Raw genomic sequence first — 23,045 nt, 5'->3', positions numbered from 1 at the left:
CCTCCCTCCCTCCCTCCCTCCCTCCCTCCCTCCCGTTTGATGGTCACCTAACGACGGTCGCTCCCCGTTCGGTAGTCACCTAACGACGGTCGCTCCCCGTTCGGTAGTCACCTAAGGACGGTCGCTCCGGAGGGGCACCCGCAGAAGGTGACCAACGAACCAACCCGCACCCCCAGAAGGTGACCAACAAACCAACCCGCACCCCCAGAAGGTGACCAACAAACGGGGGGCGGCGATAGTCTGTGCGCATGCCTGTCATCGACTTCGGGGGCTCGAGCCCTGACATCCATCCGAGCGCGTTTGTCGCGCCGACGGCGAGCATCATCGGCGATGCGCACCTGGCCGAGGGTTCGAGCGCCTTCTACGGGGTCTCGGTGCGCGCCGACACCGCGACAATCCGAGTCGGTGCCGGCAGCAACCTCCAAGACAACGTCGTCCTGCATGCCGATGCCGGATTCCCGTGCACGCTCGGGTCGGGCGTCTCAGTGGGTCACAACGCCGTCGTCCACGGATGCACGGTAGAGGACAACGTATTGGTCGGTATGAGCGCGACCATCATGAACGGAGCAGTCATCGGGAGCGACTCGCTCGTCGCCGCGGGGGCAGTGGTCCTCGAGGGGACAGTCGTCCCGCCCCGCTCGCTCGTTGCAGGGGTTCCCGCGAAGGTGCGGCGTGAGCTCACGGATGAGGAAGTAGCGGGAGTGCATCGTAATGCGGAGCACTATCAGGAGCTCGCGCGGGCGCACCGAGAGGCCAACGGGGCCGGCTGACGCTAGCGACGTCCGTGCGGAAGCCGAGCGCTGCTGGCACCATGGGCCGCATGGGCTTCTTCCCGCCGGTATCAGAATCCGGTCGTACATACCCGCCGCAGCCTCAGCTCCCCGAGTGGTTCGCGCCGCCGTCGCTTGAGATGCCGGCGGTGGTCCCGCTCGACGTCGTCCTCGCGCAGACCGATCGCGTCACCCTCGCGGTCGAGTGCGCGAGGGTCTATGCAAACGGAGCGACTCTCGAGGTCCGATGCGTGCGCCGGCGCACGGACGAGTCCGACCGCGAGTGGGCGGCGCAGGCGCACGATCACCCGGGAATGAGACTTGCTGGCCTAGCAGATCGGACGAGCCTGAGGTTTGGGATCCTGTATCCCGACGGCAGCAAAGCCCTCACCGACGCCGAGCCAGCTTGGCCGATCGCGGAAGCACCGGCGCCGCGCGCCGTGCTGCGTCACGCGAGCGGCTCCGGTTCAGGAGGCGAGCAGAACCGGACAACCGAGCTCAGCCTCTGGCTCTGGCCCCTTCCTGCACCCGGCCCACATCGGCTAGTGGCCGAGTGGCAAGCGGCGGATATCGGCGAATCGTCCATGGAGTTCGACGGCGCCCTCCTCCGCTCCGCGGCGGAACGCGCCCGGCCGTACTGGGCCTGAGCCCGGCCACCATCGGGCACCTGAGGAGCAGCGAGACCCCGTGCAAGGATGGGACGCATGACCCGCCATATCGAACGTTCGTGGCTTTCGTCACAGGACAGCACGGATCCCCGTACCCCGACCGGCCGCCCCCTCAACTGGGGGGTCGTCGCAACGGGAGGGATCGCGCGCACGGTGGTCCGCGACCTCGCGATGCTCCCCGACGCGACCCTGCACGCAGTCAGCTCACGTTTCGCGGACAGGGCAGAGGAGTTTGCCCGCGAGTTCGGCTTCCGGAGGCACTACGCGGACGACGGCGGGGTCCCCGGCTATGCCGCGCTCGCGCAGGATCCGGATGTGGACGTCGTCTACGTCGCGACGCCGCACGCCCAGCACTACGAAGTGGCGAAGGCTGTCATCGAGGCGGGCAAGAACGTCCTCGTCGAGAAGGCCTTCACAATCAACGCGCACGAAGCCCAGGAGCTCGTGGATCTGGCTCGCGCGCGGGGCGTGTTCCTCATGGAGGCGGTGTGGTCACGGTTCCTCCCCTCGATTCAGCGGGCCTTCGAGATCGCCGGGTCCGGCGAGCTCGGAGACGTCCAGTGGGTCTCGGCTGATCTGGGATTCCCGGCGCCGAAGGACCCGATGAACCGCATCTGGGCGGTCGGAGCCGGCGGCGGCGCCCTCCTCGACCTCACGGTGTACACGCTCCTGTGGCCGGTTGGAACGCTCGGGTTCCCTGACTCGCTCACAGCCCTCGGCACCCTGAACGCCGAGGGGGTGGACGAGCAGAACATCCTTGCCCTCGGGTACAGCGGGGGCCAGCTCGCAACGCTCACCTCGTCGCTTCTCGCGCAGGGTCCCCGCGTTGCGACGGTCGCAGGCTCCGAGGGCGTCCTCACGACGGTGGGTGGGATCAACAATCCGAGCGGGCTCCGGGTGCAGCGCGGATGGGACCCCGCGCGCACGGAGGCGTTCGACGTCGTCGGGCGCGGCTACGTCTACGAACTGCGGGAGGTGACCCGCTGCGTCCAGCAGGGTCTCGCCCAGAGCCCGACGATGCCGTGGTCGCACTCGTTGAGCACCATGCGCCTCTTCGACGGGGTTCGCCAGCAGCTCGGCGTTCGCTACCCCAACGACGAGCGGGCGAGCCGCTGAGTCCTTGCACGCAATTTTTCGCCGCGATGTCTTCCCCCAGTAAAAACTGTCACATACCATGACCATCACTGCGAGCGTTTCAACCGGGTCCTTCACGCTGGGGAGGAGGGGGCATGCGGTTGGCACCAGAGGCGCGGCATCGCGTCCTCTCCCTCGCGCGGCACGCGGCTGTTGCCGCCGGGCTGGGCGTTGGGTGGCTGTTGTTGGGGGGATCGTCTGCGTCTGCTTCCTCGGACCCCACCCCGCCTCTTCCCGTGTCATCGCAGGTCCTCTCGTCACCCGTCGTGAACGCCCCCGCCCAATTGACCGCCACGGCTGTCAAGCCGGTGGCGGCAGCGCTTCCGCCGGTAGCGCCCGTGCAGGAGCTGGTGGCCCCCGCGCAGGATGCTGTGCCGCAGGTGCAGAACGAGGTCGCTTCCGCAGTCAAGAGCACGACGACGGCGCTCAGCTCGGCCGTTGCAGCGACGCCTAGCGTCGTGGCCCCGGTTCTGCAGGGTCCGCTCGAACCCCTCGAACCGGTCGTCACGCACACGGCCTCGAGGCTTGGCCAGACTGTCGCGAAGGTGGGCAACGCAGTCTCTGCCGCCCCCTCGCCGGTGGCGGTCAACCTGCCTAGCCCTGTGACGGCGTCGACCCCCGCGGCTGCTCCCGCGCCAGCCTCCCCCGTGCTTGCCGCGCCTTCGCCGAATGTCGCAAATCCTTCCGTCGAGGCGAGCCCTGACGGGGCACCCACGGCAGGCCAACCCGCCACTCAGGCTCCCGCCGTCGAACGCTTCGCTAGCCTCGCCACGGGCTCTTCCGGCGTCGGAGCGCTGAGCTGGGCTGCGTTCTGGGCCTCAGTCCTGCCGAACAGCCTCGGCACCGTTGCCCAGACGCCGCTCGACCTTCCACCCCTGACGCAGCCTGTGGCCCCGCCCGCCGGCCCTTCAGATTCCGCTGGGGGCGGATCAAGCGGCCCGACGCCGCCCGTGCAGGGAAACGCGGCTCTCGCCGCGGAATTCTCGCTCGCCCCGCTCTTCTTCCTCCTGGGCCGGGCCCGGCCCAGACGCGAACTCGTGCCGGCCTCGCCCGCATTCGATCCCGGCTCAACCCCCGACTGACTGGGGACGGGTCTGCCCCAAGCGCGGCAGACAAGACCGTCCAGGCGCGCCGTCGCGCGCACCCTTTCAGATCAGGAGTGAACTGTGAACAAGCTTGCCCGCCGAGTTCTCCTCGGCGCCGTCGTTGCCGGAGGTCTCATGGGCCTCGGCGAGGCGGCCGCGCTGGCAGACAGCACGACCGTCGCTACCAATCCCCTCGTGAATGCCACGGTCCCCGTGACCGTTCAGATCGGCGGTTCGACCGCCCCGGCCTCGGACACCGACTCAACCCCGGGCACGACGAGCGCTCTCCCCGGCGTTTCCCTGCCGGTCGTCGCGCCGCCCGCCGTCGCGGTCCCCAACCCCACCGACACCGATGACCCGGCGCCCGTGACCACGCCGGCCCTCGCCCTCCCAACCGGAACGGCTGGGAGTGCCTTGGGCACCCCTGCTGGGGCTGATGGCGCAACAGCGCCGAGCCTTCAATCCCTCACCGTGGCCGCGGCGCCGGCTGTCTCGGTGGGCGCCCCCGCCGTCGTGAATAGCCCAAGCGCAGGCAACACGACGACGACGGCGACATCCCCCGCGGCCGTCGTCGCCGCACCGACCGCCGTGAGCCTCACCGGCTCTGACGGCCAGACGGCCACTCTCGGTACAGCGCCCGCGGTCTCTATCGGGGTTCCGGCCGTGGTGACCTCCGGAGCCTCCGCGGTTCCTGAGGTGCCGTCCGCTCCCGAACCCGCCATCGGCGTTCCGTCCGGCGTTCTCTCCGGGAGCACCCTTCCCGTAGGAATCAGCGGCGTAGGAACAGGCGGCGCAGGAACAGGCGGCGTCAGCCCTCTGACGAGCCTCAGCCCGCTCGCTCCGACCGTGGCCGTCAATGCCCCGGTTCCTGCCTCTGGCGTGGTTTCTGTCGGCCTTCCGGCCACAGGCGTCGCGGACGGCAGCAGCGCGACGCTCCTGCTCAACGCAGCCCAACCAGGGACCAGCACCGGCTCGACCGGAGCAGGAACTGGCGCTAACGCAGGCACGGGGAATGCTTCAGGCGATCTCCTCGGCGGAATCTACGCGAGCATCGGCCTCGGGCAACCCGCCGACGTCGGAGGCGTGGGCGGCACCGTCACTGGCACCTCGGGGACCGGCACCTCGGGCACGGGCACCTCGGGGACGGGCACCGCTGGCACCGGCACCGCGGATCTCGGTTCGGCGGGCACCGGCACCGCTGGAACTGTAGCTGCCGGCACTGGCACCGCTGGCACTGGCACTGCTGATACAGGCATCGGCGCGTCGGTACCCGACGTCTCGGCCTCGATCGGCGGCGAGCCTGCACTCGGTGCCGGCTTTGCGGCGGCCACCGGCGCAGGCAGCGGGGCCATGGTGGGCGCTGAGAACAACATCAGCGGCACAACGGGCGCGACGGGCAGCGGAACTGCAGCTGGAACGGGAACTGCAGCTGGAACGGGAACTGCGGCTGGAACAGGAGCTGCGGCTGGAACGGGCTCCGGCACGAACACCGGCAGCGGTTCGGGAGCCGGGTCTTGCCTCGGCCTGAGCTCCTTCATCAGCGGTGCCGGCACCACGCCGACGGCTCTCACGCTCCTGCTCGCAGGTGCGGTGCTCCTCCTCGGCATCGGAGTCGGCCTCGCGATGGGCGGCCTCGGTATCGCCGGTGGGGTCGCTGCTCGCCGGATGCCGCGGGCAGCCATTTCCTGAAGAACCCTCCAAGGGACGGTTGGCGCAGTCCATCTGGGCAGAGCTGACCGGCGAGGCCGTCCCTTGGAGTTCATTTCGCGGGAGTTTCACCATGATCTAGGGGCCGAAGGAACCGGGGAGACGGCGATTCGCCGCACACGCCGGAGCTCAGGCCCCAGAAGGTGGTGAAACTCCGACAGGCCGCCGTCGTCAGTCCTTCGCTGGGGGAAGGGCTGACGGCGGTTCCCGCCGACGGCGCCGTTCAACAAACGGCGCTGTTCCCGCCGACGGCGCCGTTCAACAGACGACGCTGTTCAACAGGCGACGCCGTTCAACAGACGACGGCGCCCCGCACCTAGCTTGGTGCGGGGCGCCGGGAGGGCCGGTTAGCCCGTCAGCTGAGGAGGGTCAGCCGCGGAGCGAGTCGATGACGCCGTTGAGTGTCCGGGAAGGACGCATCACGCCGTAGGTCTTCTCCTCGTCCGGGTGGTAGTACCCACCGATCTCAACGGAGTGCCCCTGGACCCCGAGAAGCTCGGCCAGGATTGCATCCTCCTGCTCCACGAGCGCACGGGCGACGGGTCCGAACGCTGCTGCCAACGCGGCGTCGTCCGTCTGCTCGGCGAGCTCCTTCGCCCAGTACTGAGCGAGGTAGTAGTGGCTGCCACGGTTGTCGATCGTGCCGAGCTTCCGGCCCGGGGACTTGTTCTCGAGCAGGAACGTGCCGGTCGCGCGGTCGAGCGTCTCGGCGAGGACCTGGGCTTGCGAGTTCCCGGTCGAGTTGGCGAGGTGCTCGAAGCTCACCGCGAGGGCGAGGAACTCGCCGAGGCTGTCCCAGCGGAGGTAGTCCTCCTCGAGGAGCTGCTGCACGTGCTTCGGAGCGGAGCCGCCGGCACCGGTCTCGAAGAGCCCGCCGCCGTTGATGAGCGGAACGATGGAGAGCATTTTGGCGCTCGTGCCGAGCTCGAGGATGGGGAACAGGTCGGTGAGGTAGTCGCGGAGCACGTTGCCGGTCACCGAGATCGTGTCCTCGCCGCGGCGAATGCGCTCGAGCGAGAACGCCGTGGCGTCCTTGGGCGCCATGATCTCGATCTGGAGGCCGTCGGTGTCGTGATCCTTGAGGTACTCGCGCACCTTGGCAATGAGGTTCCGATCGTGCGCCCGAGTCTCGTCGAGCCAGAACACGGCTGGCGTCTTGGAAGCGCGGGCACGGGTCACGGCGAGCTTGACCCAGTCGCGGATCGGGACGTCCTTCGTCTGGCATGCACGCCAGATGTCGCCCTGCTCCACCTCGTGCTCAAGGAGTACGTTGCCACGGCTGTCAACGATCTGGACGCGGCCGGCAGCGGGGATCTCGAACGTCTTGTCGTGGCTGCCGTATTCCTCTGCTGCCTGCGCCATGAGGCCGACATTCGGGACGCTGCCCATCGTCGTCGGATCGTAGGCGCCGTTCGCGCGGCAGTCGTCGATGACGACCTGGTAGACGCCCGAGTAGGAGGAATCCGGAAGGACCGCGAGCGTGTCGTGTTCCTTGCCGTCCGGGCCCCACATGTGGCCGCCGAGGCGGATCATGGCCGGCATGGAGGCATCCACGATGACGTCCGAGGGGACGTGGAGGTTGGTGATGCCCTTGTCCGAGTTCACCATCGCGAGGGCTGGACCTTCCTCGAGGCCCTTCGCAACGAGCGCCTTCACGCCCTCGCGGACGTCCTCGGGGAGCTCGTCGAGGCCGTTGAGGATCGAAGCGAGTCCGTTGTTCGGGCTCAGACCGGCGGCGGCGAGCTGCTTGCCGTAGGTCCCGAACAGCTCGTTGAAGTAGGCCTTCACGACGTGTCCGAAGATGATCGGGTCCGAGACCTTCATCATGGTGGCCTTGAGGTGCGCCGAGAAGAGGACGCCCTGCTGCTTGGCCTGTGCCACTTGGGCGGCGAGGAACTCGTCGAGTGCGGCGGCGCTCATGAACGTCGCGTCGACGACTTCACCGGCGAGTACCTTGAGGCCCTTCTTGAGGTCCTTGACCGTGCCATCCTCGAGGACGAGCTGGATCGTGAGGGTATCGTCCTGGGAGATCACGACGGACTTCTCGTTGTGACGGAAGTCGGCCGCGTCCATGGTCGCGACGTTGGTCTTCGAGTTCGGCGACCACGCACCCATCGAGTGCGGGTTCTTACGGGCGTAGTTCTTTACGGACAGCGGCGCGCGGCGGTCCGAGTTGCCCTCGCGCAGGACGGGGTTTACTGCCGAGCCCTTGATCCGGTCGTAGCGCGAGCGGATGTCCGTCTCTTCATCGGAGGCAGGGTTGTCCGGGTAGTCCGGAACAGCGTAGCCCTGCGACTGGAGCTCGGCGATCGCGGCCTTGAGCTGCGGCACCGATGCGCTGATGTTCGGAAGCTTGATGATGTTCGCCTCTGGCTTCTTGGCGAGCTCACCGAGCTCCGCGAGCGCATCAGAGGTGCACTGCTCCTCGGTGAGGTAGTCGCCGAACACAGCGATGATGCGGCCCGAGAGGGAGATGTCCCTAGTCTGCACGTCGACGCCCGCGGTCGAGGCGAAGGCCTGAATGATCGGAAGGAACGAGTGCGTCGCCAGCATGGGCGCCTCGTCCGTGTGGGTATAGATGATCGTGGCCATGGGTGGCGCCTCCCTGGAGGTCGGCAGACCGCGGCGCCGGTTCGCTTCAGCGTTCGCCGCAGTGTGCATGCGTGCTGCTATGTCAACGTCCTTAACTTACCGGAGCCTAGGGACAGCCGAAGATCATGAAGTCAAAACACCGCCAAGGCGGGCCCCGTCGGCGTCATCCGCCGTTTCCTGACAACGGGCCGAAAGCCCCTAGACTGCACGGAGACGCTCTTGCGTAATGCGCGCCTTGGGGGGCGCTCGTCACAGGTGAGGAGAAGATGGCACAGCATTCCGCGTCCGCGAACGGGACGGACGAGCACGAACCGGAGCTCGAGGAACTCGGGACCCTCGTACTCCGCGTGTGGAAGGAGCCGGGGGCTGGCGGAGATCTCCGCATCCGCATCCTTGCGTCCGACGGCGCGTGGGAACCATCCGCTCTGAAGGTCACCTCGGACGCCGGGGCTGCTGTCAAGAGCGTAAGCGACTGGCTTGCGTCCAGAGCCACCGCCGAGCGTCGGGAAACGGGTTCCGACCAGACTCTGTGACCGCTCCTTTCACGGTCCCGGTAGTTCACTCAGGCTTGCCCGAAAGTTCCAGTCAACCGCAATAAATCCATTGACTGGATTATCTCCTCCTCGTCATGCTGGTACTCGTTTCAGCAGGCGCGTACCGCGGGGGTCACGTCGTTTGACCGAAGCCCACAACCCCCGGCGACAGCAGCGATCGAGGGGGCGGGTCAAGGGATGGAATGGGATCTACGTCTCTTGGGGTGCTGGCAGCTGATGTGCGACGGCCGTCCCACGCCTGTCGGAAGCAGACAGCAGAGGCTCATCACCGCCCTCGCCCTCATGGGCCAACGGCCGCGTTCGTATCTGGCCGGGCTCCTGTGGCCCGAGTCCGCCGAGCAGCAGGCGGCCGGGAGCCTTCGCGCAACCGTCTTCAAGGTCCGCCACCAGCTCCCCGGACTGCTCTCTGACAGCCTCGAACCAATAGGCCTCGGGCCGAGCATCGCTGTCGATGTGCGGCGCCTGCGCCGCCAAGCGGAACTCGTCCGCTCGGGAGCGGTTTTCGATGCGGAATTCGAGGACCTCCTCTCGAGCGCCGAACTGCTCCCCGGCTGGTACGAGGACTGGATCATCTTCGAGCAGGAGCGCCTGCGCGTCCTGCGTGTGGCGACTCTCGAGGCAATCGCGCGGCAGCACCTGGCACGGGACGAAGCCGACGCGGCCATCGTCGCAGCCCAGCAGGCCGCCGCGATCGAACCCCTGCGCGAGTCCGCGTGTGCGCTCATCATCCGTGCGCAGATCCACGTGGGAAATGCCGCCGCAGCTTACCGGACCCTTGAAGAGTTCCGTTTCCGCCTTCGCGACGAACTCGGCCTCGAACCGTCTGACCGGCTCAAGGCTGCACTGACCGGCGGTTCCCGTGGCCTTCTCGAACTGCCCGCTCCCCTGCCGGCCCCGCAAAGGAGCCGGCTGGCTGCACACCGCCAACTGATTAAGGAGCTGTGAATGATGGCACGCCGCCCGAGATGGAAGACCCTTGCTCTCATCTTTGCCTTTCTCGCGCTCGCACTTGCGGGCAGTTCGGCAGCCGGCCCGGCTTCGGCACAAGGCCGTGGACCCTCGGACGACGTCAGGGCATCGGCGTCGCTCGACGTCTCCTCCTCGGCCATACCGACAGCCGCGCAGCCCCTCGTCACGGACTCCGCGCGGGCTGACACAGCTCTTGGCCCCGGAAGCGGGAAGGCCGTCGCGACCGCAGTCTCCACAAGCAACTGCAACGGCTGTTCGGGCAGCGCGACAACTCTCCAGACAGTCAACGTCTTGAACGGCGGACCAGCCATGGCGGACAACGCGGCCACGGCCTGGTCGAGCTGCGCGAACTGCTCGTCGTCCGCCGTGTCGGTTCAGATCGTCACTGGAAGCAACGCGTCCTCGGTCACCGTCAACAACCGCTCGCTTGCACTCAACGTCGCCTGTACGTCATGCACGACGACGGCGGTCGCCCTGCAGTTCGTCGTCATAGGGAGCTCCCAGCGCGCCCTCTCCGCCTCCACGAGGGCCCTCATCAAGCAGATCGAGCAGCAGCTCGGCGTCATGCTCTCCAGCGGACCCCAGAATCGGACTAGCGTGCAGAAGGACGCCGATGATGCCGCAGCCCAAGCAAAATCAGCGATCACGAAGGACACCAAGGCGGCAGACGTAAGGACCAAAGTCGAGGTCGACTCAGGGGACTAATTGATTCCCTGCGGTTGATCGAATCCGAGAATGCATCCGGATATGAATGCATAGGGCAGGCCCCCGCTCGCAGCTGGGCGGGGGCTTTGCTATGCGCTGGCCCGAGACGACGGGCGTTTTCCCACGTCGAGCCGATAACGCCCCAGTAACACAGCAATAACGAGTGTCCGCTTGACTCTCATCAGCGATTACTCCGAATCGCGTTCCCCAGAAAAGCCAAGACCAAGGAGTTGAGTTTCATGACCAAGCTCACCGCCGAAGAACTCGCTGCCGAGACCGTGGAGCTGCTCCCCGATCGGGACACGCTTTCCACCAACTATTTCAACTGGGCCGGTATCGACGCTTCCAACTCGTCGCTTGCGCTGAACCTTCTCGCGGTCCATTCGACAGCCCTCAGCAACGCGACGCAGACCATTTTGGTCCTGCAGTAGCAGGCACAAGGAAGCGATCGATTCTTCGGGCGCGGCGCCGCTGGCCCAGAACGGCGGCGCCGCGCCCGATGCACAAGGGGTGAAAGAGGAGGATCCACATGACCATGACGGCGACACCGCCATCCGCGCCACAGCGTTGGCAGCGGGCAAGCGGGGTGCAACTGCTTGGACTCGTGAATGGTTCCGGCCTCAACCACAGCACCTACCTCGTTCGGCGAGCGGACGGACAGGTTGTACAGCTCACCGAACTCCTGCACAGCATCGTGAGGGAGGCTGCCCGGCCGCTTCCCTCCGATGAGCTCGCCCGGAGGGTCAGCAGCAATTTCGGGCGGGAGCTCGACGTTGAAGGGCTGACGCTACTGGCCAAGAGCAAACTCGAGCCGCTCGGCCTCCTCGAGCGCCCCGGGAAGAGCCCCGCCGCACCGCCGCCCTCGGCCGCACCCCTGCTCGCGCTGACCGTGAAGGCCACGGTGCTGCGCGCCAACCACGTCGAGCGCATCGCGTCTGTTCTCAGCAAGCTCTACGCACCCCCCGTCGTCGTCCTCGCGTGCCTCGCGCTGATCGCCCTGGACGCCCGCCTCTTCCTTGGCACCGACGTCGTGGGTGCACTCGCGTCGGTTCTCCTGACCCCGGCGTTGCTTCTCCTGCTCTTCGCCCTTGTTACGGTCGGAGGCCTGGTCCATGAAGTGGGGCACGCTGCCGCCTGCCGCTATGGGGGCGGCACTCCCGGCGTGATCGGAGTGGGCCTGTATCTCGTCTTCCCAGCGTTCTTCACGGACGTCACCGATTCCTACCGGCTCAGCCGGGCAGGAAGGATCCGGACCGACCTAGGGGGCCTGTACTTCCATCTCTGGTGGGTGCTGTGCGCAGGCGGTGCGTATCTCCTCACCGGCAGCCCGCTCTTCCTCCTCCTCGTCATCGCCACGCAGCTCCAGATGGCCCAGCAGCTCCCGCCGACGATTCGGCTCGACGGCTACTTCGTCCTCTCTGATCTCGCGGGAATACCCGACCTCTTCGCACGAGTGGCACCCGTGCTCCGAAGCCTGATCCCCGGGCGGCCGACCGACCCTCGCGTTCGGGAGCTCAGGCCCACAGCCAGGCGGATCGTCACAGCCTGGGTACTCGCCGTCGTGCCGTTCCTCGCCGGCGTCCTTGCCTGGCTTGCCGTGAGCCTGCCGGCCATCCTCACCGAAACCGCAACAGCCGGCGTCACCCACATGAGTCGCCTCTCGGTGGCGCTGGCTCTTGGGCAGCCGTTCGACGCCGCGATGTCGATCCTCGCGATGGCGCTCTTGGCGCTGCCCGCTGTGGGCTCGCTGCTGATCATCGCGAGACTGACGGCCTCCATCATTCGGGTTGCCGCCGGCCGGATGGCACCGCCCGTGGTCCGCTACAAGCCCCGCCACGCCACTACACCCGGGCTGTTCCGGCTCGGCTACCACTTCTGACTGAGAGCGGCCCCGCAGGGCCAGCTGACATCGGAAAGGAGGCGACCCGAAATGACGAGAGTCTCCGTGGCAAACGCCCGTGCCTCTCCCCTGCCAACGCACCGCCGCAGGGTGATATCCGGCGCAAACTACATCGCCAGGACCAATCGTCCACCTGGGCCCAATCCCCCGGGTGAATCAAAGTTGAAGACGCGCCCGGCGTCGGTTCCCCGCCCGGCGCCGGGTGCCTCGGCTGAGGCCGGGTGTCTCGGCTGAAGCGGGAGGCCCTGCAAGAAGGAGAAGACCCATGATGCCATTCACAATTGCTGAATTAGCCGAAGAGCGCGCGGATATGCTTCCCGAGCGCGACACCCTGTCGAGCGGAATCAACATCAACGTCGCACCAGTCATAGCGTTCAATTTCGCACTGGCAGTCAACGCCGCGACGATCAATTCGACGGCGACAGCCAATGCCGGCCAGTGGCTGGCACTCGCCCAACACTGACGAAGGCACTCGCCCAACACTGACGAAGGCACTCGCCCAACAGTGACGAACGACCCTAGAAATCACAACAACCGAAATCGCAAAGGAGAGATGATCAGAATGACCAAGATCACAGCTGCCGAACTCGCTGCGGAAACTGCGGAGGCTCTGCCGGATCGCGACACCCTGGCAGTCGTCAACTGGGCGGGCGTGGCAGCGTTCAATTCATCGACTGCGGCCAACGTGGCCGCCCTCTGGTCAGCAGCGGCCAGCCACGCCACCCAGACGATCGCGGTAATCCAGTAACAGCTGACCGGCTGAGCATCATCGCCGCAAGGGCATCATCGCCACAAGCATCATCACCACAAAGAGGGAGGGGCGGCCGCCAAGGCCGTCCCTCCCTCTTTGTGGAACCGCTCCCCCGAGCATCCCCGACAGGCTCGGGGACCGCCCGTCAGTGGAAGAAGTGCCGCGACCCTGTGAAGTACATGGTCACGCCAGCGTCCTTCGCGGCCGCGATGACCTCCTCATCGCGCACCGAACCGCCGGGCTGGACGACAGCCTTGACCCCGGCATCGATGAGGATCTGCAGGCCGTCCGCGAACGGGAAGAACGCGTCCGAAGCGGCGACAGCGCCGCGGGCGCGCTCGGGGGCCGAACTCGCGTCCCCGCCCGAGGCGCCGCCAGCGGCGTCGACGTCCGACTCGACGGCGACTCCGAGCGTGTTCGCGCGCTCGACCGCGAGGCGGCACGAGTCGACCCGGTTGACCTGGCCCATGCCGACGCCGACCGATGCCCGATCCTTCGCAAGCAGGATGGCGTTCGACTTCGCGGCCCGGGACGCGCGCCAAGCGAATGCGAGGTCCGCGAGGGTGGCCTCGTCAGCGGCCTCGCCGCTCGCAAGCGTCCAGTTCGCGGGCTCGTCGCCCTCCGCGTCCAGGCGATCCGAGGACTGCACCAGCATGCCGCCGGAGATCTGCCGGAACTCGGTCGGGTAGCGGTCGTAGCCTTCCGGAAGCGCGAGAAGGCGGATGTTCTTCTTCTTGGAGAGGATCTCGACAGCCTCAGGCTCGAAGTCAGGCGCCACGACAACCTCGGTGAAGATCCCGGAGAGCGTCTCGGCCATGCCCTTCGTGACTGTCCGGTTGGCCGCGACGACACCGCCGTAGGCGGACACCGGGTCGCAGGCGTGCGCTTTTCGATGCGCGTCGGCGATCGGGTCCTCAGCTCCCGGCGTCGCGACGGCGATGCCACACGGGTTCGCGTGCTTGATGATCGCGACTGCGGGATCTGCGAAGTCGAAAGCCGCGCGCAGGGCTGCGTCCGCATCCACGAAGTTGTTGTAGCTCATCGCCTTGCCGTGGAGCTGGTCCGCCTGGGCGATGCCGGCCGGTGCCGCCTTGTCGACGTACAGCGCGGCCTGCTGGTGCGGGTTCTCGCCGTAGCGGAGCACCTCGGAGCGCTCGAGCGCGAGGCCCGCGTAGGCGGGCCACTTCACGACGCCCTCCGCGTCCTCGTCCAGGAACTGGCTGGCGGTCCAGGTCGCGACCGCGGTGTCGTAGGCCGCAGTGTGCGCGAACGCCTTCGCCGCGAGCCGCTGCCGCGTCTTGAGGTTGAAGCCGCCTTCCGCGGCGGCCGTCACTACCTCGCCATAGAACGAGGGGTCGACGACGACGGCGACCGCCGCGTGGTTCTTCGCCGCCGAACGGACCATCGCCGGCCCCCCGATGTCGATCTGCTCGACCACGGCGTCCAGCTCAGCTCCCGAACGGACGGTCTCGACGAACGGGTAGAGGTTGACGACGACGAGGTCGAACGCCTCGATCCCCATCTGCTCGAGCGTCTCCATGTGCTCCGGGACGCGTCGGTCCGCGAGGATCCCGCCGTGCACGCGGGGGTGAAGGGTCTTGACGCGTCCGTCGAGCATCTCGGGTGAACCCGTGACCTCCTCGACTTCTTGGACCGGGATCCCGACTGCGGCGATCTTCTTCGCCGTCGAACCGGTCGAGACGATGCGCACCCCCGCGGCATGCAGCCCCTTCGCGAGGTCCTCGAGGCCGGTCTTGTCGTAGACAGAGATCAGGGCGCGACGGATGGGAACACGGTCAAGCTGGATCACAGTCACTCGTCTCTCTCGCGCGCGGCATATCGCTGGGCGGCAGCGAAATGAGGCACGGTGTGGGGGGCAGTTCGCGCTCATTCTATCGAGCGCCGTCGTCCGTCCCCTCGCCCTCCGCCCAAGGCGCTTGTTTCCCTCCGCGGCCGAAGGGGGATGACTCTGGGGCCGGGGCCGGCCAACAATGCGCGAGGAGGCGGATGCCATGCAAGCAATGGTCTACCGCGGACCCTACAAGGTCCGTGTCGAGGAAAAGGACATCCCCAAGATCGAGCATCCGAACGACGCCATCGTCCGGGTGACCCTCGCCGCAATCTGCGGATCGGATCTTCACCTCTTTCACGGCCTGATGCCGGACACCCGCGTCGGCACGACCTTCGGCCACGAATTCATTGGGGTCGTGGAGGAAGTAGGGCCGTCTGTACAGAATCTGAAGAAGGGCGACCGGGTGATGGTCCCCTTCAACGTCTATTGCGGTTCGTGCTATTTCTGTGCGCGCGGCCTGTACTCGAACTGCCACAACGTGAATCCGAACGCAACGGCGATTGGCGGCATCTACGGCTACTCCCACACCTGTGGCGGGTACGACGGCGGCCAGAGCCAGTTCGTGCGCGTCCCGTTCGCCGACGTCGGGCCAAGCGTGATTCCGGATTGGATGGACGACGAGGATGCAGTCCTCCTCACCGACGCGTGCCCGACAGGCTATTTTGGAGCGCAGCTCGGCGATATCAGCGAAGGCGATACCGTGGTCGTGTTCGGGGCCGGTCCGGTCGGGCTCTTTGCCGCGAAATCCTCTTGGCTCATGGGCGCGGGCCGCGTCGTCGTCGTCGACCATCTCGACTACCGCCTCGAAAAGGCGCGCACGTTCGCCCACGCCGAGACGTACAACTTCACGGAATACGACGACATTGTGCTCCAGCTCAAGAAGGACACCGAATATCTCGGAGCGGACGTCGTTATCGATGCCGTGGGAGCCGAGGCCGACGGCAACCTGCTCCAACACGTCGCGGCCGCCAAGCTCAAGCTCCAAGGCGGCTCGCCGATCGCGCTCAACTGGGCGATCGACGCCGTCCGCAAGGGCGGGACGGTCTCGGTCTTGGGCGCGTACGGGCCGATCTTCAGCGCCGTCAAGTTCGGCGACGCGATGAACAAGGGCCTCACAATTCGCGCCAATCAATGCCCCGTCAAGCGTCAGTGGCCCAGGCTCTTCGAGCACATCCGGAACGGGTACCTCAAGCCGAGCGAGCTTGTGACACACCGGATCCCGCTCGAGCACATCGCAGAGGGCTACCACATCTTCTCCGCGAAGCTCGACGGCTGCATCAAGCCGCTCATCCTCCCGAACGCCGCCTGAGAGGGAATGCGCCATGCCCTACACAGCAGAGAAGCCGTACCAGAATCCCTCCTCAGAGGAGCTCAGGGCCCGCATCCCGGGCTGGGGAGCGGACCTCGATCCCCGGGACAGGCCCTCGGTGCCCCGGGAGAAGTACGATCCCGGAGCGAGCGGCGCCCACTGGGATTTCCCGGACCGCCAGCCCGGGGACGAAACCCGCGAGCATTCGATCGAGCACAAGTTCGTCACCCCCGTCTTCGGGACCTCCGTTCCCCTCAAGGGATTCTCGGGAGCAATCCGGAGACTGGCGTACGCGAAGTTCAGCGAAGGACGCGCCGCCCACTGGCTCCTCCTCATCCTCGGCGACCGCGTCGACGCGTGGGAATCGCACGCCCGCTCGTTCGTGAGCACTCGGCCCGACAACCCGATCACGGAGACCGGAATCCTTGCAGAAGCCGGGCACCACCCCGTTTCGTCGCGCTTCGGACAGAATCGCTCGGACCTTTCGCACGTCTGGATGGACCCGCTCATCGTGGCAGGACCGTGGCTTGCAGGGCCCCTCGTCGTCCTCGGCATCCGCACGCTGCTCCGGCGCCGTCACGCCGCCTAGACCGCACCTCGCCAAACACACGCCCACACCACACGGCTGACAATCAGGCTGGGCCTCCATAGGCTGGAGGCGCATGCCGCACGCCGGGAACGAAGGAGACCACCATGGGATTTTCGCCGAGCCACGCCGTCCTCCGCCTCGTCACGGGGGCGTACCTGATCAATTCGGGCGTTTCGAAGCTCTCGCTTGACGAGGAACGGGCTGCAGCCCTCCAAGGAATGGCGGCCAATGCCATCCCGCAGGTCAAGCAGCTTCCCGCTGCGACGTTCGGCAAGGCCCTTGCCGCGGGCGAGATCGCGCTCGGGGGTGCACTCGTCCTTCCCATCGTGCCGACCAAGCTCGCTGGCCTGGGCCTGACCGCGTTCGGAACAGCCCTCGTCGCTGTCTACGCGAAGACGCCTGGGCTTACCGAAGCGGACGGGATCCGGCCGACCCAGGCGGGCGTCGCCATGGCGAAGGACACGTGGCTCGCGGCTATCGGCGTCGCCCTCGTCCTCAACCGGAAGCGCCGCACGGTCGTGAAGACTGTCAAGAAGCCCAAGGCGTCCTGAGACCGCTGCACGGGCCGTTGACCCTCCCGACGGCCCGTGCCTACGGTGGACGCGTGCCAGCCACGGCACGGCCAGGTCAAGCAATGGCCAACCGCACAAGTCCTTCGGGGACGCGACCGCGGTCCCCGTTCCCGACGCAGCCCAAGCCAAGGAGAGCGCCATGGCCACCGTCCGCCAGTCTGTCGACGTCAACGTCCCCGTTTCCCAGGCCTACAACCAGTGGACCCAGTTCGAGTCCTTCCCCCAATTCATGGGAGGGGTCGAGTCAGTGGTCCAGCGGGACGACACGCACCTCCACTGGACCACGAAAGTGGGCGGCCAGACCCGCGAGTTCGACACGATCGTCACCGAGCAGCAGCCAGACCAGCGCGTCGCCTGGAAGAGCGTCGACGGTGTGGAGCACGCCGGTGTGGTGACGTTCGATTCCCTGGGCCCCAAGACCACGCGCGTCAACGTCGAGTTCCAATGGGATCCGGATTCCGCTGTCGAGAAGCTCGGATCCTTCTTTGGTGCTGACGACCTCCAAGTCCGGTCCGACCTCAAGAAGTTCAAGGAGTTCATCGAGTCGCGCGACTCCGAGACCGGCGCGTGGAGGGGCCAGGTCGACTCCGCCCCGCAGTCGGGCGAGGTGTTCGGCTCAGGCACGGATACCGGAAACACCCAGACCGGAAGCACCGGCGCGGCAGATCCGGGCGCCGGCATCTAGAGCCGCTCGCCGCAGCCGCTGGATCCGCGGGTCGCGTCACGCGTCCTGCCGGATCCACCGGAAGGTGAGGCGGCTGATCACGAGGCCGACGACGAGCCACACCACGAGCCACACGGCGACCCACCCCAGATCCCAGGTCCCGTTCTGTTCGAGGACCTTGAACCCGTCGGGCAGGAACACTGAGCGCATGCCCTGGGCGATCCACTTGAGCGGGAAGACGCTCGCGAGATTCTGCATCCAGGCGGGAAGCATCGAAAACTGAAGGTACACGCCCGAGATGAACTGCAGGACCAGGACAATCGGGACGACCACGGCAGTAGCGCTCCGGCTGCTGCGGGGAAGCGCCGAGAGCGCGATGCCGAGAAGCGCGGACGTGACGGTGCCGAGCACGAAGACCCACGCGAATGTTCCCCATGCGCTCCACGCTCTCGGCAGTGAGACGCCGAAAGCGAGATTAGCGACCGCGAGAAGAAGCGCGGCCTGGAGGATGCCCGTCACGAATACCCGGCCGAGCTTGCCGAGGAAGTAGGAGATGGGCGAAAGGGGCGTCCCACCTAGGCGTTTGAGCGTCCCGTCGCCCTTCTCGCCCGCAATGTCGACCGCAAGATTCTGCACTCCGGAGAGCAGGATGCCGGCGGCAAGCATTCCGGGGAGGTAGTAGCCGGCCACGGACACGTGATCGCTCGAACCCGGCCCGAGCCCGATGTCACCTCGAGAGCTGAATGCGGCCGCAAAGATCCCGAGCATGAGCATCGGGAACAGGAAGGTGAAGAAGACGCTGTCGGGAGAGCGGAAATAGCCCTTCGTCTCGTAGCCCGTGCGGGCCACCCCGTGGGAGAGGATGCTCATGCCGGTTCCTCCTCTTTGGCCGATTCGGGCGCAGGAGAGGGCGAGCCCGCTGCATGGACGAGGCCAAGATAGACATCCTCGAGGCTCGGCCGGATCACCTCGAGCTCGCGCGGCTCGCCCAGCTGGCGCGCGAGCTCCACGACGCGCTCGGCAGGGCGCTCGGTGCGCTCCTCGCGCCGCACCCCCGCCTCGTCGTACCAGCGCACGAGGGGGATGCGGGCTTCAGCCCCGCCCAGCTCGTCGATGCGCCCGACGGCGATGAGCCGGCCGCCCACGATCACCCCTCCGCGATCGCCAAGCCGAGCGGCCTCGTCGAGGTAGTGCGTGGTGAGGAGGATCGTTGTTCCCTCGGACTTGAGCTCCTCGATGAGACCCCAGAACTCGTGACGGGCTTCGGGGTCGAAGCCCGTGGTGGGCTCGTCGAGAAACAGGAGCTCGGGGCGCCCGACGATGGCGAGCGCGACATCCACGCGGCGCTGCTGGCCTCCCGAGAGCTTGCCGATGCGGGTGTTGGCCTGCCTTTCGAGGCCGACGGCCGCGATCACCTCCCCGACCTTCCGGGGATTCGGGTAGAAGCGCGCAAAATGGGAGAGCTGCTCCCGGACCGTGTACTGGCCGCTCTCCCCCGTCGATTGGAGCACAATGCCGAGGCGGGCCTTCCAGTCAAGCCTCGCGTGGGCGGGGTCGACTCCCAGGACACTAACCTCCCCGCCAGTGCGGTGCCGGTAGCCCTCGAGAATCTCGACAGTCGTCGACTTTCCGGCACCGTTGGGACCGAGCAGTGCGAACGTCTCGCCGCGTGCGATGTCCAAGTCGATGCCGTCCACGGCGTTCAGGTCGCCGTAGACCTTGCGCAGCCCGCGGACGCGGACGGCAAGGTCGGAAGGATTTGCTCTCATAGCTTCGAGCATGACGCCCTCAGGCGCACTCCGGCACCCGTCAAAAGGCGGAAGTGCGCATCCCCCCATCGGATGATGGCGTCTCGATCTCGCCCGCTGCGAGGCGGCGCAGGACGTCGATGAGGAGCCGGCGCTCGACGACCTTGATCCGCTCGTGGAGGGACTCTTCGTCGTCGTCCGCTTCGACGGCGAGTGCCTCCTGGGCGATGATCGGCCCGGTGTCCACCCCGGCGTCCGCCCAATGAACAGTGCAGCCCGTGACCTTGACGCCATAGGCGAGCGCGTCGCGGACCCCGTGCGCCCCCGGGAAGGCGGGCAAGAGGGCCGGGTGCGTGTTGAGGTAACGGCCGGCGAAGCGCTCGATGAAGTCGGCGCTCACGATCCGCATGAATCCCGAGGAGACCACGACATCGGGGGCGTAGGAAGCGATCTTCTCCGCAAGCGCGGCGTCCCACTCGGCGCGGGTCTCGAACGAGTTGAAGTTGACTACGAAGGTCTCGAGACCGGCTTCCTCGGAGCGCTCGATCCCGTACGTCCCCTCGCGGTCCGCTCCGACAGCGGCGATCTCGACGTCGAGCTCGCCCGCCTTCACGGCGTCGATGACCGCTTGGAGGTTCGAGCCGGTGCCGGAGACGAGGACCACGATGCGCATGGATCCACGATAGGCGAGATCCCGCGGCCGGTTGGTTGCCTGGTTCACGCGTTGACTGATTCGGCGTTGGTGCGGGCGAGCTGGCCGCGCTCGAGCCACGGCGCGAGCGCATAGCCCACGATCGTCCCGATGGCCACTTCGATCCCCACCCAAACGAGCATCGAAAGCGGGTTCGGGCCCACGGCCGAGTAGCGGCCTATCCCCGCCGAGCCGCCCGAGAGAAATGCTGCGACCGCGGCGAACGCCCCGGCGACGGCGCCGACGAGGGCCCCGAGGACGAGGGCCGAGACCGATGCGGAGAACCAGCGTGCGGGGACCTTGATGGAGATCCACTCGTCGAAGTGGTCCTCCCCTGCACGCTGGAACCACCAGCCGCCCAGTACGCCGGCGAGGACTGGGAGCACGACGGCGGCGGCGGCGACGGACGCGGACGACGTAGGGAGGGCGGCAAGGACGGGGATCGGCGGCAGCGGACCGACCGCCGTCGAAAGTGCGCTGGCCTTCGAGCCCGCGCCGAGAATCACCCCGGCTCCCGAGGACCAGCCGAGGGACCAGACAGCGAGGTTCGGCACGTAGCCCAACTGTGCCACCGTCAGCGCGCCACCCCCCACGCCGCCGGCCCCGAGGGCCTCGTAGACCGTGACCACGTTCGCCCAGCGGATGGCCAGGTCCAGTGCCAAAAGCGCCGAAGCAAGTCCAAAGGCGGCAACCGCGGCGACGAACCCCGCCCGGACGACTGCCCACAGATAACTGCCCGCCCAGCGCGAATACTGACCCGTGCGCGCGATCCAGTCGACCGCGTCCACCCCGATGAGTCGGCTCCACGAGCCGGCTTCGCGGCGCGCACCGACAATGAGCCCGAACCCGACCGGGATGAGCGGAACCGACGCCGCAAGGGCCACGTTTGCGCTGACCGCGTTCGTGCTGCATACGAATGCGGTCGCGAAGCCAGCGAGCGCGTAGAGGGCCGCTGCTCCGAGGAGGCCCTGCCACAGGGTCTCCGCGTACGAAGCGCGGGCGAGGCGGCGGCCCGAACGCCACGAGAGCAGGAACGGCAGGAGTGCGAAGCCCAGGGGAATGAGGCTCAGGACGGTGGGCGCGGACGGCGCCGCGCCGCCGTCGGATGCCGGAGCCGCTTCGGAGAGGTAGAGCGGGACGCCGTGGACGAGCAGCCATGCCTGGCCGCCGAGCCGGATTGCATCCGCGGGCTGCAGCGAACCGAAGCCGCCGGTGAGCCAGACCGCCGCGATGGGGACGAGCGCGGCCACTGCGGAGATGAGCACAGCCTGGAGCGCCTCCGCGCCGCCTTGGAGCCACAGAGGCATCGGCAGGCCGCGGATCCCGGACTGGTCGGAGCGCAATTTCATCGGGTCCCACTGTGCCATGGACGGTGCTCAAGGCGGATCAGGCACACCGGGGGTTGGGCGACTACGACTGGCTGGACGCCCGCGCTCCGGCCCACTTCTGATGCTCCGGGAAGGCGTCGCGGCGAGACACGCCGCGCCCCCGACCGATTGGGAAAACACAAGCGGGCGGGAGCGCGGGTGAACTCAGCTGAGCGTCTCGCGGTCCTCAGCGTGGAAGGAACGGATCTCACCGAACCGGCCATCGCGGACCTTCGCGACCCAGGCCGGATCGCTCAGGAGCACACGGCCCACGGCCATCAGGTCGAACTCGCCACGGGCGAACTGGTCGAGGAGCGGCTCAAGGCCAGCCGTCTCGGCGCGGCCGCCCTCTTGGAACGCGACCTGGAAGGCCTGGTTGAGCCCGACGGAACCCACCGCGATCGAGGGCAGCCCCGTGACCTTCTTCGCCCAGCCGGCGAGCCCGAGCTGTGCTTCGGGCCCCTCGGCCTCCGGGAATGCCGGTTCCCAATGGCGGCGGGTCGAGGCATGGAACACCGAGACGCCGGCCTCCGCGAGCGCACCCAGGAGGAGCTCTAGCTCAGCGGGTGTCTTGGCGATTCGGGCCGTGTAGTCGCCGGACTTCCACTGGGAGAACCGGAAGATGACCGGCATCTCGGGCCCGACGGCAGCGCGCACCGCGGCGGCAACTTCGGCTGGGAAGCGGGTGCGGGCCTCGAGTGAGCCGCCGTAGCTGTCTTCACGGCGGTTCGTCCCCTCCCAGAGGAACTGGTCGAGCAGGTAGCCGTGGGCGCCGTGGAGCTCGACGGCATCGAAGCCGGCCGCCTTTGCTGCTGCCGCGGCGCGGGCGAAGTCGTCGCGGATGCGCTCGAGTTCCGCGATTGTCGCCGCGCGCCCCCGTGTCTTTCCGGACGACGAGAGTCCGGACGGGCTCAGGGTCGGCAGATCGGAGTTGTACTGCGGGTGATCACCGCGCTCGGCCCCGAGGTGCCACAGCTGCGGGGCGATCAGGCCGCCCTCGGCGTGGACGGCCTCGACAAGGCGCTTCCACGCCTCGAGCTGGGGCTCGCCGAAGAGACGCGGAACCCGGATGCTTGGACCCGAGTCTTCGGAGACGTAGACGCCTTCGGTGATGAGAAGGCCGACGCCGGCAGCAGCCCGGCGGGCGTAGTAGGAGATCACCTCGTCCGTAACGGTCCCTTCGGGCGAGAACTCGCGCGTCATCGGCGCCATCGCAAAGCGGTTGGGAACGCGGAGGGCGCCGAGATCGACAGGGGTGAAGAGGTCTGCAAGGGTGGCGCGGCCGGTTTCGGTGCTCTCAAGGGTCATGCTGGCGGCAACCGCTCTGAACCTCTTGGCATTCCGCCCTTCCTCCTCACCAGATGTGATCTTCTGCACATAACCGAGTCCACTACAGGACGTAAAATTAAGACGTTGAT

General features: G+C 67.3%; 23 protein-coding genes. 16 read left to right on the top strand and 7 right to left on the bottom strand.

Annotated features, from left to right (window positions below; all coding sequences use genetic code 11):
- The first annotated feature begins 248 nt into the window (after positions 1-248).
- From LK10_RS18160 to LK10_RS21060, 5 genes are all read left to right on the top strand, one after another.
- A complete protein-coding gene (locus tag LK10_RS18160) occupies positions 249-770 on the top strand; it encodes a gamma carbonic anhydrase family protein (protein ID WP_043126885.1) in 522 nt (173 codons plus the stop codon).
- A gap of 14 nt (positions 771-784) precedes the next feature.
- Entirely contained in the window at positions 785-1,417 is a 633-nt protein-coding gene (locus LK10_RS18155; protein ID WP_156144249.1) for a hypothetical protein, read from the top strand.
- Between the two features lie 57 nt (positions 1,418-1,474).
- Entirely contained in the window at positions 1,475-2,554 is a 1,080-nt protein-coding gene (locus LK10_RS18150; RefSeq protein WP_043126783.1) for a Gfo/Idh/MocA family protein, read from the top strand.
- Between the two features lie 113 nt (positions 2,555-2,667).
- On the top strand, positions 2,668-3,654 hold the full coding sequence (locus tag LK10_RS18145) for a hypothetical protein (RefSeq protein ID WP_043126779.1): 987 nt from the start codon (positions 2,668-2,670) through the stop codon (positions 3,652-3,654).
- Between the two features lie 84 nt (positions 3,655-3,738).
- Positions 3,739-5,346, top strand: a complete 1,608-nt coding sequence (locus tag LK10_RS21060) for a hypothetical protein (protein ID WP_052207550.1) — start codon at positions 3,739-3,741, stop codon at positions 5,344-5,346.
- 387 nt (positions 5,347-5,733) lie between these two features.
- Here the strand turns inward: LK10_RS21060 and LK10_RS18135 are convergent, their stop codons facing one another.
- Positions 5,734-7,956, bottom strand: a complete 2,223-nt coding sequence (locus tag LK10_RS18135; RefSeq protein ID WP_043126776.1) for an NADP-dependent isocitrate dehydrogenase — start codon at positions 7,954-7,956, stop codon at positions 5,734-5,736.
- 266 nt (positions 7,957-8,222) lie between these two features.
- On the opposite strand from LK10_RS18135, the gene LK10_RS18130 reads away from it, so the two are divergent.
- The 7 genes from LK10_RS18130 (at position 8,223) to LK10_RS18100 (ending at position 12,832) form a co-directional block, all read left to right on the top strand.
- A complete protein-coding gene (locus LK10_RS18130; protein ID WP_043126773.1) occupies positions 8,223-8,489 on the top strand; it encodes a hypothetical protein in 267 nt (88 codons plus the stop codon).
- Between the two features lie 198 nt (positions 8,490-8,687).
- Positions 8,688-9,455 (top strand): AfsR/SARP family transcriptional regulator, encoded by a 768-nt coding sequence (locus LK10_RS18125; RefSeq protein ID WP_081998664.1) that lies wholly within the window; start codon positions 8,688-8,690, stop codon positions 9,453-9,455.
- Positions 9,456-10,184, top strand: a complete 729-nt coding sequence (locus LK10_RS18120) for a hypothetical protein (protein ID WP_043126771.1) — start codon at positions 9,456-9,458, stop codon at positions 10,182-10,184.
- 239 nt (positions 10,185-10,423) lie between these two features.
- Positions 10,424-10,615: a hypothetical protein gene (locus LK10_RS18115; protein WP_043126768.1), complete on the top strand. Its 192-nt coding sequence runs from the start codon at positions 10,424-10,426 to the stop codon at positions 10,613-10,615.
- Positions 10,616-10,713: 98 nt separating this feature from the next.
- Complete coding sequence (locus tag LK10_RS18110; RefSeq protein ID WP_052207548.1) at positions 10,714-12,063, top strand: hypothetical protein; 1,350 nt, start codon at positions 10,714-10,716, stop codon at positions 12,061-12,063.
- 286 nt (positions 12,064-12,349) lie between these two features.
- Positions 12,350-12,547, top strand: coding sequence for a hypothetical protein (locus LK10_RS18105; protein WP_043126765.1), 198 nt, complete (start codon positions 12,350-12,352; stop codon positions 12,545-12,547).
- A 99-nt stretch (positions 12,548-12,646) separates the two neighbouring features.
- Entirely contained in the window at positions 12,647-12,832 is a 186-nt protein-coding gene (locus LK10_RS18100) for a hypothetical protein (RefSeq protein WP_043126764.1), read from the top strand.
- 148 nt (positions 12,833-12,980) lie between these two features.
- Here LK10_RS18100 and purH read toward each other — a convergent pair whose 3' ends face one another.
- Positions 12,981-14,651, bottom strand: a complete 1,671-nt coding sequence (gene purH, locus LK10_RS18095) for a bifunctional phosphoribosylaminoimidazolecarboxamide formyltransferase/IMP cyclohydrolase (RefSeq protein WP_043126761.1) — start codon at positions 14,649-14,651, stop codon at positions 12,981-12,983.
- 196 nt (positions 14,652-14,847) lie between these two features.
- Between purH and LK10_RS18090 the strand changes: the two genes are divergently transcribed.
- From LK10_RS18090 to LK10_RS18075, 4 genes are all read left to right on the top strand, one after another.
- Positions 14,848-15,996, top strand: a complete 1,149-nt coding sequence (locus LK10_RS18090) for a zinc-dependent alcohol dehydrogenase (protein ID WP_043126872.1) — start codon at positions 14,848-14,850, stop codon at positions 15,994-15,996.
- Positions 15,997-16,009: 13 nt separating this feature from the next.
- On the top strand, positions 16,010-16,585 hold the full coding sequence (locus tag LK10_RS18085) for a hypothetical protein (protein WP_043126757.1): 576 nt from the start codon (positions 16,010-16,012) through the stop codon (positions 16,583-16,585).
- A 104-nt stretch (positions 16,586-16,689) separates the two neighbouring features.
- Positions 16,690-17,136, top strand: coding sequence for a DoxX family membrane protein (locus LK10_RS18080; protein WP_043126756.1), 447 nt, complete (start codon positions 16,690-16,692; stop codon positions 17,134-17,136).
- A 160-nt stretch (positions 17,137-17,296) separates the two neighbouring features.
- On the top strand, positions 17,297-17,842 hold the full coding sequence (locus tag LK10_RS18075) for an SRPBCC family protein (protein ID WP_052207547.1): 546 nt from the start codon (positions 17,297-17,299) through the stop codon (positions 17,840-17,842).
- A gap of 36 nt (positions 17,843-17,878) precedes the next feature.
- On the opposite strand, the gene LK10_RS18070 is transcribed toward LK10_RS18075, so the two are convergent.
- The 5 genes from LK10_RS18070 to LK10_RS18050 form a co-directional block, all read right to left on the bottom strand.
- Positions 17,879-18,691 carry an ABC transporter permease gene (locus tag LK10_RS18070; RefSeq protein WP_052207546.1) on the bottom strand — a complete coding sequence of 271 codons (813 nt, stop codon included), beginning with the start codon at positions 18,689-18,691 and terminating at the stop codon, positions 17,879-17,881.
- On the bottom strand, positions 18,688-19,590 hold the full coding sequence (locus LK10_RS18065) for an ABC transporter ATP-binding protein (RefSeq protein WP_043126866.1): 903 nt from the start codon (positions 19,588-19,590) through the stop codon (positions 18,688-18,690). The genes LK10_RS18070 and LK10_RS18065 overlap by 4 nt, the downstream gene beginning before the upstream one ends.
- Before the next feature lie 40 nt (positions 19,591-19,630).
- On the bottom strand, positions 19,631-20,242 hold the full coding sequence (gene purN, locus LK10_RS18060; protein WP_052207556.1) for a phosphoribosylglycinamide formyltransferase: 612 nt from the start codon (positions 20,240-20,242) through the stop codon (positions 19,631-19,633).
- A 44-nt stretch (positions 20,243-20,286) separates the two neighbouring features.
- Positions 20,287-21,609 carry a cell division protein PerM gene (locus tag LK10_RS18055; RefSeq protein ID WP_043126750.1) on the bottom strand — a complete coding sequence of 441 codons (1,323 nt, stop codon included), beginning with the start codon at positions 21,607-21,609 and terminating at the stop codon, positions 20,287-20,289.
- Positions 21,610-21,792: 183 nt separating this feature from the next.
- Positions 21,793-22,935, bottom strand: a complete 1,143-nt coding sequence (locus tag LK10_RS18050; protein WP_043126747.1) for an oxidoreductase — start codon at positions 22,933-22,935, stop codon at positions 21,793-21,795.
- Positions 22,936-23,045 lie beyond the last annotated feature (110 nt).

Source organism: Sinomonas humi (assembly GCF_000802235.1).
In the GTDB taxonomy this organism is placed as follows: domain Bacteria; phylum Actinomycetota; class Actinomycetes; order Actinomycetales; family Micrococcaceae; genus Sinomonas; species Sinomonas humi.
The sequence above is the reverse complement of the archived record's forward strand: the minus strand, read 5'-3'. Positions and strand labels throughout refer to the sequence as shown.